Source organism: Bartonella sp. AC130YNZD, assembly GCF_042196865.1.
Taxonomy (GTDB): Bacteria; Pseudomonadota; Alphaproteobacteria; order Rhizobiales; family Rhizobiaceae; genus Bartonella.
Genome location: NZ_JBHIQZ010000027.1, coordinates 1 through 15,174, shown reverse-complemented (window position 1 = coordinate 15,174; position 15,174 = coordinate 1). Strand labels below are relative to the sequence as shown.

Annotated in this window: 6 protein-coding genes and 1 pseudogene; 1 reads left to right on the top strand and 6 read right to left on the bottom strand. The window is 35.7% G+C overall.

The genetic code is table 11. From position 1 onward, the window contains the following. The 3 genes and pseudogenes from ACFINU_RS07960 to ACFINU_RS07950 all read right to left on the bottom strand — a co-directional run. Positions 1-1,430 (bottom strand): annotated as a pseudogene (locus ACFINU_RS07960) (hypothetical protein); the annotation flags it as partial. 601 nt (positions 1,431-2,031) lie between these two features. Beyond that, complete coding sequence (locus ACFINU_RS07955) at positions 2,032-8,421, bottom strand: Vomp family autotransporter (RefSeq protein WP_375618687.1); 6,390 nt, start codon at positions 8,419-8,421, stop codon at positions 2,032-2,034. Positions 8,422-9,487: 1,066 nt separating this feature from the next. After that, a complete protein-coding gene (locus ACFINU_RS07950) occupies positions 9,488-9,994 on the bottom strand; it encodes a helix-turn-helix domain-containing protein (protein ID WP_375618686.1) in 507 nt (168 codons plus the stop codon). A gap of 944 nt (positions 9,995-10,938) precedes the next feature. Here ACFINU_RS07950 and ACFINU_RS07945 point away from each other — a divergent pair. Beyond that, positions 10,939-11,208 carry a hypothetical protein gene (locus tag ACFINU_RS07945; RefSeq protein WP_012754562.1) on the top strand — a complete coding sequence of 90 codons (270 nt, stop codon included), beginning with the start codon at positions 10,939-10,941 and terminating at the stop codon, positions 11,206-11,208. 319 nt (positions 11,209-11,527) lie between these two features. Here ACFINU_RS07945 and ACFINU_RS07940 read toward each other — a convergent pair whose 3' ends face one another. From ACFINU_RS07940 to ACFINU_RS07930, 3 genes are all read right to left on the bottom strand, one after another. Further along, positions 11,528-12,739, bottom strand: a complete 1,212-nt coding sequence (locus ACFINU_RS07940; protein WP_375618685.1) for an MFS transporter — start codon at positions 12,737-12,739, stop codon at positions 11,528-11,530. A 589-nt stretch (positions 12,740-13,328) separates the two neighbouring features. After that, positions 13,329-13,673, bottom strand: a complete 345-nt coding sequence (locus tag ACFINU_RS07935; RefSeq protein WP_375618684.1) for a dTMP kinase — start codon at positions 13,671-13,673, stop codon at positions 13,329-13,331. A gap of 155 nt (positions 13,674-13,828) precedes the next feature. Further along, positions 13,829-13,975, bottom strand: coding sequence for a hypothetical protein (locus tag ACFINU_RS07930; RefSeq protein WP_375639608.1), 147 nt, complete (start codon positions 13,973-13,975; stop codon positions 13,829-13,831). Positions 13,976-15,174: the final 1,199 nt, after the last annotated feature.

The window sequence follows — 15,174 nt, the reverse complement described above, 5'->3', positions numbered from 1 at the left end:
GCTAAATCAAATTTTACATTATTGTCTTTATCGCCTTTTGTAATGTTAAGATTGGTACTGCCAGTAGAAAAATCTACCGTACTTTCAATCGCAACAGCCTTAGAATTTTCACCACCAACAGAGAGTTTCCAACCTTTATCTGTGTACTTTCTTAGCGCTTTCAGCTGCGCAACATTCACTGCATCTGTATCTGCACTACCGGCCGCTACTGCTATAATCTGTCGCGTTTTTTTATCACCAACACTTCCAACACTCACTGCACCTGACGTGCTTTTCCATGAAAATGCACTATCTTCTGCAGCTGCATTCGCTATAGGATCATAACCACTCTCACCAGCAGCAATGTTAGCTTTAGAATAGCTTCCTATTGCAACACTCCCTTTCACCATCCCAAAAGCTTCGTGACCTAGCCCGATACTATCCAACTCCTGAGCTTTTGAATAGTAACCGATAGAAATGCCATTTTTAGCATCTTCCCATACCGATGAACGCTGACCAATACCAATCCCATTTTCTCCTCCGATTTTAGCAACACGCCCTAAGGCAATTGAATGATTACCCTTCGCAGTTGTATAATCATCTGGATATTTATCTTGAATATCATCAGAACCTATTGCGATACTATGCTGACCCAAAGAGTGCGCCGAGCGTCCTATAGAAATACTATTCAAACCTGTCGCCTCTGCAGTATACCCCAAAACGATAGTATTTTTTGCTTTCGCCTTTGCAAAAGAACCTATAGCAATACCATCATCAGCGAATACTTCTGTACTAGCACCAATAGCAATTCCCTGATAACTCTTAGCTTCAGCTGATAAACCGATAGCTATCGCTCTTTCAGCTTTTGCCATCGCCCCAACACAGCCAAGTTTACCGCTCGCATTTTTACAATCTGGATCATCTCTACCTATTGCAATACTTGAGTAAGTAGTTGCCTTTGCAGTATTACCCAACGCAACACCCTGATCAGCTTTCGTGTCTCGCTGCATTTCACTAACAGGAATAAGTTGTCTTGGTGTCAAAGTATTTATTACAGAGCTATTATCAATCTTTATTACGGAATTCTTATCACTGTTACCAGAAAGAGTATTGATGAGAAAATTTGCATAGTCACTGGTAGCATCCACCTTAGGTGTCATCGCAACACTCAACGCTGTTATATAATTTTTCTTTGATACACTAGAAGCATCTAAATCACTGTTATCGCCATCATAAGCAGAGATAACATTTTGTGGAGCTCCTACAACAGCACTCTCGACACCTTCAAGGAACATTTTGCTTAAATCGACATTTGCCGAAAAACTAGGAGTAACATTCGATAAAAACGCAACTATTGCAGCCAACAAAAGTACCCTCACCAAAGACAATGGATAAGGAAAATGAGTCTCTTTTGCATCATTGTGTGCTGGTGTGGCATATAATTTTTTCATAACAAACTCTCCAATGAAAAAATAACTATAACCACAAAAAAAACACATTTAAACGCTAAAAAGTCCTTTGAAATTTGTTTTTCTAAATATATTCAAAAGCTTAACGACTGATTGAAAAGATAGAGAAGTTGATGTTTTGTAGTTAACACGCCTTGTTCTCTTACCTTTCCTAAAAAGGTAAGTTTTCTTGTGGTGGTTAGTTTTTTTAATCTTTAAACCTGTTGCTTGTTTTTTGCAAGGGGTAGAATTGATTTATTATATTGTTTTTATAACTTCCTCCAGTAAAATTGAAATACGTTTAAATATATACCTTTGTCTTACTAGAGAGTTTTTTAATAGATTTTTAGAGAGTGAAAGGTTTTTTAGATTTAAAAGTTAACGCAGAAAATAATGGACTTATAATTTATGAAAAAACTCATTATCTTATTTTGAAATAAGAAGTTCGTTTTGTTGAAAGTGTGCGGTTTTTCTATTTTTTAAACCTGTATTTATCATTATAGCGCTTATCAATTTATATATATTTTCTTACATACGTAAAAACAATTCACCCCTACCTCATGAGACAGGGGTGAAAGGAGTTTTTTATGCTTTTTGTTTATTATCAGTTCAATGTCATATTGAATCCTGCACCTATACCCCAGTGACCTCCAGAAGTTGTTGCGGATATGTTAGAGCGATATTTTCCATTTTCTGAAGTGTAACCTGCACCAAAGGCAAATGCAGATTGGCTACGCCATAAACCACTACCAAATCCAACGCTTAATTTTCCAGGCGTATCATTGTAGCGTAAGTTAGACACTGCTAAACCAATCGCAGCTGCTTGTCTTGCCTCTTTTTTTACACTCTCAATACTATAGTTTAAAACATCAAACTTCATATCTGTATATTGCTTAGCCCGATCAACGGCATCATCAATCGCATCAATCACAATATTATTAACCCGTTGGTCTGTATACTGCTTGGATTGATCAAGAATAATTTTCATCTGTTCTTGAGTATAGTCATGGAGTTGACCACCATTTACAGCTTCTTTCGAACCTTTTTCAATTTTACCATCAGCAAGATTATCAATCATAACAGGTTCACTGGCATCCCCCCCCGCTAATGTTATTTTATTGGTTTTTTTGCCGTTTTCATCTCTATCATAACGAACAGCACCCTCTTCAATGTCGTCAACTCTATTATTGATGTTATCAACTTTGGCATCAATATTGATAACTGTATCACCAATATCAGCAATCGTATTGGAAATGTTATCAACTCTGTTGGTAAGATGCTTAACATCTTTTTCAACACCAGTGATACGTTCATTGGTTTCCCAAAGTTGACCACCATTAACCGCATCTTTCGAACCTTTTTCAACTTTACCATCAGCTACATTGATAATTTTATTCGGCTTTCCATCGCGACCAGCATCATAGGCTTTTTCTTTATCATTCCACTTTAAAGCATCTGAATCGACCTTGTTGATGACATCATCAATACGGTTATTAATATTTGACATATTTTTATTGACGTCACCAAAAGCATCAGCGACATTATGGTGCTCTTTCTCAACAGTCGTACCATCAGCATTGACTTGAACAATCTTAAAAGTAGGATCTGTCCATTTGCCATTCTCATATTTGGCACCGCCACCGAAATAATTAGCAAGCTGGTTGCTCATGAAATAAAGCTGGTTACCCGTAATGGCATCTGTTGAACCATCCGCAATCTCACCATCCAAAAGATACTTCAATTTGCTGTTTGTCTTCTTTCCATCTTTTTCATGACGTGCAACGAATGCACCTTCATCATCATCCCACAATAAAGCATCTTTAGAGATACCTTCAATTTTCTGATTAAACTCATTTGATACATTTGTTAAGCGCTTATTTACATCTTGAACATTTTTATCAAGACCTGTTAAAGCATCACCAACATTGTAAAAATTAGCCTTCCCTACTTCACCACCTACAATAGCGGATAAAGTATATTTCAGCCCTTCAAAAGCACCGTTAATGAACTTTGCTCCACCGCCAAAAAACTTTGCAATATCTGCTGATATTTTATTAATCTGACTACCATTAATTGCATCGTTGGAATTTTCAGAAATGCTACCATTTTTGACGTTATGAAGAGCAACTGGCCCATCGCTATTATCGCCACCTAAAGTTACTCTACCGTAATTAACATTACCATCTACATCTTTATCATAGAGAACCGCAGCAGCAGTGACTGTCTCAATATCTTTAGAAATCTTATCTATGCTTTTATCAAGTTGGTCTTTGTTAACAGCTTCATCACCCTTCTCTGCTGCCTGCACACCAGAAATCTTACGTGCTACACCAGCATATCCTGCAATATTGATTTCAGTCCCAGCTGTATCCTTACCAATCGTGATAGGAGCTGAAATTTCATCTTGTTTAACAAGACTATTTTTTACCACATCGGAAATCTTATTATCAATATTTGTAATAGAAGTATTCACGCCCGTAAACGCATCCGTAACATTATGATATGTTGTATCCTGAATAAGGAAAGCTGGCTCGATACCGTTCAATACATCTGTACTACCACCAAAATATTTCGACGTATTTTTAGCTACTTTTTCAAGATTATCAGTAACAGTTTTGACATTTTCATTCGTCTTAAAAAGCTGTGAACCATTTACCGCTTCCGTTGATGTTTGAGAGAGTTTTCCGTCTTTCACACCGGAAAGTGTACGTTCCATAGCACTTTTGTTTGCAATATTAATTTCAGTACCACCTGTTGCCTTACCGATCGTGATAAGTCCTGACCCGCTTTCTTGCTTCACAAGACTGTTTTCTGTCACATTGTTAATCCGATTATAGATATCCGTGATAGAATTATCGACACCGCCGAAAGCCTCAGCGACATTATTGTATTTTTTCTCAACAATATCACCGTTTTCATTACGTCGAGAAATTATGAAAGCAGGATCTATCCACTCTCCATCTTCATAACTAGCGCCACCACCAAAATAATTCGCAATCTGATCACCCATCGCATAAAGTTGGGAACCATTTATTGCATCTGTTGAATCTTCTGAAACATTGCCATCTAAAAGATACGTTAGCTTACTATTTGTTTTCTGTCCATCTATTCCATGACGCGCAACAAATGCTTGATCCTTTTCACTCCACAGTAAAGCATCTTGAGACAATTTATCAAACTCATTGGTTACATGCTGTATATGTTTATTCACATTTTTGACATTTGCATCGAGCCCTGTTAAAGCCGAGCCAACATCTTCAAAGGTTTTCTGTTCTACTTTACCATCTGTAGAAACTGTAGATAAATTATATTGTGGACCTGAAAAAACTCCGTTATTAAATTCTGTACCACCACCAAAATATTTTGCAATATCTTTAGATATTTTATTAATCTGGCTACCATTTACCGCATCTGTTGAATCTTCAGAAATATCACCATTTAAAAGGTGGGTAATCTTACTATCTGTTTTACGTCCATCTTTTTCATGACGTGCAGCAAATGCTTGTTTACCATCATCCCATAATAAAGCATCTTGAGAGAATTTATCAAATTTATTATCTACATATTTTATACGACTATTCACATTTTTAACATTCGCATCAAGCTTTGTTAAAGCATCACCAACATTTTCAGCTATATACTGAACTACTTCACCATCTGTAGAAACTGTAGATACGTTATATTGTGGACCTACAAAAGCACCATCCTGAAATGCTGCTTCCCCACCAAAGAATTTTGCAACATCTCCAGAAATTGTATTAATCTGGCTACCATTTATAGCTTCTTTCGAAGCCTTTCCGAGGTTTCCATCCGCAATACCAGAGATAACTCGATTTTCACTATTAGAATTGGCAACATTGATTTTGGTACCATCTTTTTGCGCACCAATTGTAATGAGCTTCTGCCCTTCGTCCCATTTAACAAGACTATTTGCTGTTACATTGTTAATCCGTGTATAAATATCTGTTATAGAATTATCGACATCTTTAAAAGCATCCGTTACATTATGGTGTTCTTTATCCTGAACAGTAAAAGTTGGCTTGAAACCATCAATCACATCTGTCTCACCACCAAAATATTTTGATATATTATCAGCATAATTGAAAAGCTGATGGCCATTTATTGCTTCTGTTGAATCGGAACTGACTTTTCCAACTGCAACGCCAGAAATAATTCGATCCCTACCTTCAGAGTTCGCGACTTTGATTTCAATACCTTCTTTTTCAGCACCAATGGTAATTAAATTTTTACTTTTACTCCATTTAACAAGACTATTATCTTCTATCTCAAACTTCATTTTATATAATTGTGAAAGATTAACAGCATCATGCTCATCGCTACCATCTGCGACTCCTTTAATTTGTGTCTTTGCAGCATTAATGCCACCCTTGGTCATGTTTGGACCATCCTTGATCATGAAACCGGCATTACTCATTCTGCTATCCCCTGTTTCTACACGACCAACTTTAATATATTCACTTAAATCAAAGGATACTTGATTGTCTTCGTTTTTGACAATTTTTATATTTGTGTTCTCACTCTCATTATCATCATCGTCTTTCTGCTTAACTGCAACAAAATTCACTGTACTCCCAGCTTTAACATCTGTAGCATCGTTCCCATCAACAGAAAGCTTCCAGCCTTTTTCTGCAATTGCTTTTACATTTTGCAACTGTGAAAAATTTACAGCATCAGTATCGTCTTCCCCATCTGCTACTCCTTTGATCGTTTTATTACCAGCATGAATGCCTTTAACAGTTATGCTCGGCCCCTCATCACCGTCAAATCTAAAGCCAGCAGCATCCATAATGCTGTCTCCTGCTGTGACAGTCATTACATTAATATCATCAGCTAAATCAAACGTAACATTGCGGTTATTATCTCCTACAATCTTGATATTCTGACTACCTTCCTTACCAGCTGATTGTAAATTTACTGTATCATTTTGTCCAATAGATACACCATTTCCACCATTAACAGAAAGTTGCCAATGCGTTGTAGCAGCTTCTTTTATCTCTTTCAGTTGTTTATAATTCACTGCATCGGTATCTTGAGTTCCCTCTGCTACGTTTATAATCTTTTGATTTCCAGCATCAATACCATTCACGGTTATGCTTGGCCCCCCATTAACAAACTTAAAGCCATCACCATTCATAATGCTGTTACCTGCAGTGACACTTGTCAAACTAAGGTTACTATTCAAAGTAAATGTAACTTTATTTCCATTACTTTTAACAATTTTGATGTTTTTGTTATTGTTATCATCAGCACCTGTAACGAGATCTACTGTACTACCTGCTCCAACATCTGTAGCATTGTTACCATCAACAGAAAGCTTCCAGCCTTTTTCTACAACTGTTTTTACCTCTTTCAGCTGTTTATAATTTACAGCATCGGTGTCTTCTTCACCATCTGCCACATTTGTAATCTGTTTATCGCCAGCATCAATACCATCTAGAATCATTTTTGGCCCATTTTCAATAATAAAGCCATCATCACTCATAGAGCTTTGTCCTGTAGTGACTTTTGTCAATTTAAGAGTATCACTCAAAGTAAATTCAATTTTATGCTTATTATCTACAGTGTTTCTTTCAATCTTTAAGTTATCTTTTCCTACTTTTGTATCTTTCACTGAAAAATCTATTGTACTACCTGGATTCACGTCTGTAGGATCGGTATTGTTAGCAGAAAGTTTCCAAACTCCTGATGCCAAATCTCTCATAGCTTTCAACTGTGCAACATTCACTGCATCAGTGTCATTACTCCCTGCTGCAACATTTGTAATCTGTCGCGTTAAATTCTGGTTAGTATTACCAACACTAAAATCACCTGCAGTGCTTTTCCATGCAAGACCACTCTTTGTTGTTGTAGTATTTGTTACAGGATCATAACCAAAAACACCACTCTCAACACGAGAGACAGATCCTCCCCCCACAGCAACACCATCAATAACACGTACTTGTGCATTTATACCAATTGCAACTGAATGAGCCGTCTCAGCATAAGTATGGGAACCTATGGCAATCGAATTTTTACCTTTAGCTATTACTTTTCTTTCTTCCCCGTTGTCTGCAGGTTCTCCACCACCTATTGCAATAGAACCAAGAGCTTGAGCTTCAGCCTTCGTGCCTATAGCAACCGCGTACTCGTCAGTTGCTTTGGTCTTTAATCCTAATGCAATACTATCGTAACCAGATGCAGATGCAAACTTACCAATAGCAACACTATTTATACCGTTCCCTTCTGCATTTGAACCAACCGCAATCGCATCGTCCTGCGTAGCTTTGGAACTCTCACCTATAGAAATGCTATTTTTACCAGAAGCGGTTGCGAGACCACCAAAAGAAACAGCAGATTTGCCCGATGCTTCTGAGCCTACACCCATAGCAACACTTGCTATACCACTTGCAAGTGCGGAAACACCAAAAGCTTGTGCACCCCCTGCCTTTGCTGTCGCGCCTGCACCAAATACGGTTGAATAATTACCCGTCGCTGCAGACCCACACCCCGTAGCAAAAGAATAAACACCATAAGCCTCAGGCATAGCGCTAGCAAAACCACTGGTGGAAAATGTCCCCATATAACCACCCAAAACTTTACCATCAACCCTAGCCGTGTATCCATCACCCGTCCAAATAACCTGTTCAGTGGTCGTACCATAAGGACGACGACCGTTAAACTCTTGATTAGTAATAAATCTATTATATTGTTGCTCTGCGGTTATTCGTTGACTATCAGCAATTCCTTGTTGTTGTTTGCCGCCACGACCAACAACGTTGTCTGCACCACAATAATTATCATCACCAGCAAAAACAACACTCCCATGACTCCCATACGGATACATCACTTGGGGAGCATTCGAACTCTGATTAGTTTGTCCTATTATCGCAAGGTTCGCCGCAAAAACGGGAGAAACACTCGATAAGAGTGTCGCCATTACCGTACTAAGAGAGACAACTTTAATTAAATTTGGTGTGGAATATTTTTTTTTCATAAGAACCTCCTCCAACAGAGTTCAACATCATTACAACGCGCAGAAACACTCATGGCAAAACCCTTAGTTTGCGCACTTCAAAAACCAATAAATCAAGGCAAAACCCTCCCCCCTTCGATACCGCTATTTTTTACGGCATCGCTCTAAAATCTTTGCAACAACATCGAATCTAGAAAAGTCCCCAACCCTTTTAGCTAGAGGGATTCAAGCTAAAAAATAAATAAAAACACAAAACTTTGAAAATATATCGTTATCTCCATTCAAAAATACTGTGATTTATCTCTTAACAAAATAGTTTCACTAAAGAGCAATTCTACTCTTCAAATAAAGCGCATCAGAAGAATGGCAAGAGTGTAAAAATAATTTTTTATAAATTTATAAAAATACTTCTCAATAAAATAGCTGTTCTTATAAGCACAAATTTATGATTTTTTAACTTATAGCATAATGTAATAATGACGATTATCATGATAACATCACTCTTTGCTGCGAAGTAATCTGTTTCAATATATGATGCACACCTTTGAAAGAATTTTTTTATATCCAATATAATGAGAAACTTCCTATTAAAAGTTTTAACGTACTCATCTCATCGTCTTCATAAAAAGATAAAAGCGCGCTATAAAAATCTTTCGTTCTTCTCTCTTTCATGTCTGTTCCCCCTCTATAGTCATCAAAACCGTCCTTGTATTTTCACTATTGTATAAATTTTTAATATTACAAACCGAAAAGAAGCTGTTTTCTAAACTCTTTCCTCTCACATAATCCACTGTATTTTCACTGTTGTCCGTATCTTTTCTTCAACCAACAAATATTTCAGGAATGATGCTATACTCGCTTCCTTTTGAATCAATTTTGTTTGTATTGCTACCCGTCGTTCTTTTTATGAACCGTTTTATCTTTAATCAGAGAAATATATTGATTTATAATGATAGTTTCTCGTTTTTCAGATCGAATAAGAGACTCGAAAATCGTGAGATTCTCACATTCCAAACTTGGTTATACAGCAGAAAATCAAAAAAGTTTTATTTTTTAAAAGGCTGTTCATTCGTATCTTATGAAATTTCTAGATGTGTTTTTCAGTTGCGATTTTACGCTTTAAATGTAATTTTAAAAGTGGCAAAGTGGCTTCGACTTCTTCTATATCATTGAGGTTTTGAATAAGCTCTTGCAATCTTCCATAAAGCTCTGCTGCTAATTCCGCAACATCTTCAGGAGAAAGTGTTATTTTTGCATCATGATAGGTCGTATAAACTAAATGTCCCAGCTTTTTCATCAGCCCAGTAGGAATCGCCTGCGGTTTAAAACCAGCTGCTTTCGCCTTTGCCACATCTGAAAACATCTCGCCATTTCCCGTTACTAGCCAATCTAATGAAACACCACAAATTTCTTGATATTTGGAGAGAGCAGAGGCTGTAGGCTCACTTATACCAGTTTCATAAGTTCCTATAGAACCAGCAGTGATCCCAAGATGTTCAGCAAACTGCTTACGCTCTGTAAAACCAAGAGCGTAACGCACTTCACGAAAACGTTTTGCCAACTCAGTTTTAGGTTTTGCTTCCGGACGAGCCAAAAAAAATACTCCAAAATCAATATAATTGTTGACTAAATAATTATATTGATTTACATCTATTGTTACTGCCCCTTAAGAAGAGCAGTTATCACATACATAACCCCACAAAAACGGATGTCACAGCATCCATTTAAGCAGGAGCGAAAATTATGACAATTACAAAAAAATGCAATCGCCGTGGTACTTTTCTGAGCTGCGCCCCTGTAATATAACCTTGGAAAAACTCAAGCCTATCAGAGGCTATTTTCCAGAGTCAAAAACATTTGGACACAGGCCAATGAAAAAACTAAATGCGCCACTGCCAACTCTATCAGTTTGCATGCCAAGCCAATTCTTGCCAACTGCTTTCTCAAAAGTTGCAGTCATATTCTTTCAAAAGCAAAAAGCCTAATACGATTCTCTTCATTTCATGCTGTGCAATATACCACTGAAATCTTATTACAAAAATATGCTAATGCATTTCCCATAGGTTTTTATAAGGTAAAAAGTTTATCAATGTCTAAAAATCAATATAAAATAGGCAAAATAATTGGTATTCTACAAAAAACGAGATTATCACTCGTTATTAAAAAGTTAGACGTTTACAAACCCTGTTTGCTTATTTTATATATTAATGGCACTGATTTAGCTGTAACTGGTAATAGAGATTTCAGGGTGTTTGGTTTATCGTCAGAATACTCTTCCTCTACGCATATTAAAAGCCTTTTGGCAATGTATTTTAAATGCTATAAATTTTATAGTGAACACATTGCCATCCATATTTACAATTAGGCGCTTCAAAATCTTGGAGTAATAAAGTCTTTAATAGGCTTTGATTTAAAAGCGCGTATTTTGCAGAAAATTGACAAAACCATGAGGTTCGTATACATGGCAATTTTAAGTGATGATAGTGGAGTGATACTTAAAAAAGCTGCATGGAAACCCGCAACGTTGAGGAATTAAGCATGACCTCTTTATGCGATAAAGAATTATCTGATACACTGGTTGGTCTTTATGACGACTATCAACGCGGTTTCGACATTGGAGAAGAGCTTAAACTGTGCGTGGATTTGGCGTTATCTCTTGAATTGGAACTCAGTATTCACCGTTTAAGTGAAACAGATGCTGTTTTAAAAAAAGAGATTGTGCAAACCTTGCATCGTCGTAGAAATACTCATTCCAATGAAGATGAAATTGATACAATTTTTCATATGGATTTTGAAAAACAAAAATAATGCAATACTCTCCCCGTATAATACGATATTCCCTCATCGCTTTACTTTCTGCTACGCTTAGACAAAAAACTTTCAAGAAGATTTAAAGTGTTACGTTTTCGTCTTCTTAACAGCAGTGAGGTGAATTAAAGAAACGCATCAATTCTTTTAGATCATTATCAAAAAGTAAAGGGTATTCTCTAGCATACATCAATTTATGCTTTATTCATTAAGCACCAACTTTTACATTTTCTCAACTCTCCTTTAAAAGCAAAATGTGAAATATGCCGCAGCGTAGATATTTATAAAATAGCGTATATTGACCACACTTAAATGTAATTTATTGTTTTTCATGTTTATAAAACAGCACTATGAGTATTCCAACAAACGCAACAATACTTTGAAAAAAATATATCGATTGAGGTGATATGCTACTGTTATCGCTTGCCATAATGAGATAGACTCCGAGGATCAAGCATCCAGAGATACCATTAAAACTTGCCTGCAATCTTCCTTGGTATTCAGGATCACAAGAGAGTTGTGATAAAGAAATCGAAAGAGCCCAACTTGAAAGTCCAAATCCAATCATAAAGTAAACAGGAAAAACAACAAAATTGTGTGTATTAACAGATAAAATAGCGAGGCCAATAGCCATAAAAGCTAATAAAATGGCTAATGTTTTTCTTATGGATAAAACTTTACAAAGAAGTGGTGAAAAAAACGCACCTGTCAATACACCCATAGAATAAAGCACCTCCAATATTGCAAAGATCCTGCTATCCGCATGTAAAACCTCTTGTATATAAGGAACGAGAATAACAGGAATGGTCATCAAAAGAGTCATAATAATCATCTGGCTTATATAAGGTACAAAAAGAGCCGGATTCTGCTTAAAATAATGAAGAGATGCTGTATAATTTTCCCACCAATTTTGCTGGTTTTGATTTTTAGATCTTCGGTTTTTAGGTACCTTCATTGCAAAATTAAATAAACCAGCAATAATAAAGAATATACCACCTATTAGAAGAGTTCCTTTTATTCCTGCATAGGCAAGTATCAATCCACTTAAGCCCATACCTACGATCGTGCCAAGTTCATAAACCATATCGATGGTTGCATTTGCATTGATGAGCTGTTCCTTCAGCACAATACTTTGAATTAAAGAAATAGCTGATGGCATATAAAAAGGGATAAAAATACCCAAAAGAGCAGATAAGACCATCAATTCAATTTCTATACCAAAATGCCAAAGCATTACCCAGCTTACGATTACCAAACCTCTCACAAGATTTGAAATAATAATCTGCGTTTTACGGTTATATTTATCTGCCAATATGCCAAAAATAGGCGCAAAAATAATGCCAGGCGTCCAAAGAAAAAGCATCATCAACGCTACACCACGGATTGAGCCCGTCTGATTGTAAGCGATCCATGACAATGTAATATAATTTAGTCCACTTCCAAATGTAGCAAATAAGCCGCTCAAAGTAAAATAGAGAAAAGTTCTATTTTCAAATAAAGCAATGCGTTCCTTCAAATTTGAAGTGAACATAAATTATCCTCTAAAATGAATACCAGTCGATATGCATAATACATCCTGTTAAAAAACAGGCATTCTTACAATTTTCATTTTAGATCATTAAATTTAAGAAAGCAAAATTTCTTTTTTGAGGCTTTTACAATCTTTGTGCTGTTGTATGATTAATTCTTCTATGAAAACAGAACATTTATGGACAAAAACAAATTTAATATTTTATGTGCGTTTTATTCAGAAGCTACACCTTTATACATATGTGAAACAATTTTACGGTATGGAAGCTTCACTCACATTATTGTCCTTATTATTCCGTGCACTAAAATATGTTCGAGTATATCCTTCCATGTCGTTCTTCTATCACCACACTTTGGCTCTAAAAGAATAAACATACTATTATCTTCACGATAAATACTGCTAACTTTTCTACTCCCCTTCTCTAAATCTTTTAAAATAAGCCCATTACAGTTAGTTTTCCAATTAAAATATATAACGTAATATCTTCCTGAGCAGTTAAATTATTGCAATCATATCTCTAAAGTTTCAGATTTAGAGTACAAATACATAAAGGAGGATTTATCGTGGATAACTTGATTAATAAATGATTTTATTCATAATCAAAACAAACCTTATTTATATGATGTCGTATTTGATGATGAATTAAAGAAATAGGAGCAGTTCCATCAATTGTTATAAACTGCTCATCTATTTCCGATAACACTTTGTAAACTTTTTCAATAAAAGAGAGTTTTTCTTCGTATTTTAAGTTTAAACCATCCCTTTTCTGCAACCGTTCCAGTATAGTAATGGGCGGTAAATGAAGATAAAATGTAATATGAGGTCTTAGAATAGATTGATTTAATTTAACGACACTTTCAACAGAAAGCTCTCGAGCATAAAAATAAGCAAGACTAGAATAAACATATCGATCGCTAATTAATAAATTTTGCAATGAAGCTAAGGAGGGTTCAATAATTTCAAGCGTATGTTTGCGTCTATCTGCCTTGCTAAGAGTGCTAAAAGCAACGGATCAATTGCTTTTCCATTATCTACATATCTCTAATTTATGGATTATTTCTATACTAAGAACTGCGTTAAAAGTTTGTATTATATGTTTTCTGTTGAGTAATGGCGAGCAATTTCTTTTGTTTGTGTTGTCTTTCCACTCCCATCAAACCCGCATAAGACAATAAAAGAACCAGAAAATTTCTTTGAAGACCACATGGAATTATAAACTTTTTTATCAAGATACATTTTGTCTATATACTCTCCATAAGTTAAATTTTTTTGTCTAAAATCTTTTAATGTTCAATAAGGTGTTTTTTTAACTCGTCTCTAAACAGAAAAACATAATACTCCCGCATTTTGTATAACTTATTAACTTTATGATAAATGGCGGTATATAGACTTAGTTTTAAGATAAGGTTATATTTTAGACAACTTAAAATGAGATTAAGTATTTGTAAAAAATATATTTTTTGATCACACTCCATAACCTGCCATTTTTTTTAACGAATTCTAGTAGAGTTTCTGAGGATTACTCCTATAGCGTCGTGTAAGTGTAGCGAAATGAGTTCGATCTCAGTATATTATTGTCCTAAGAGCTGGTACTGGATTGCTCTACATAGAAATCTAATGAAATCAGCTCTATCTTTTCTCAAACCACTGCCCTCGCTATAAGCATTTGATATCCGATTCCGTCAAAAAGTAGCAGAGCAATTCTTGGAAAACATCGCTGAAATATTGAAATATGCCTAGCAAAAGTATTTGAATCAAATGTTTCACTATATTTTTCGGTATATTCATAAACTGAAACTAAGAATATTATAATAAGCCCTCAAACAACGACGACGCCCAAATCAGCCGTAATAAAGACTCCTAAAACTGAACCAATAATACCTCTCTCTGAAAAAGACTACTATGTAAAGGCTTTAATACAACTCAACACCTTAGTGCTAATGCCATAAATATTTCTGATAGATAACGAAGTTTATTGTCACAATAACATCTAACAACGGTCAATAGAAAAACCTAAACCTTGAGTATAAATGGAGGAAATCTTAAGAGTGCAAACACAGCCCTCCCAAAAACATAGCTATACTGATCATTTAGCGAAGAAACTCCTCATTGGCAAAGCATCTCACAAGAAATACAGCAAAAACACCAACCGCCTCCACTCTTAGTTTCTCCCAAATTAGCTATCACTATGATAAACGTTATCGTTCAAATCTGTATCATGCTTCTATCGAAAAAACTTGACATGCCTAACAACACATATATTAGCTTTTTGTAAAAATGTATAATGTATAGCATGTGTATTTAACATGGGGCGATAATGTGCATAAACAACAGATGACAATGCATTGATTTATAATAATAATTCACTGTTTTGCATATTGAATGAGAGTCCCGAATATAGTAAGATTTTCTTATTCTAAACCCTCTCAGATTGA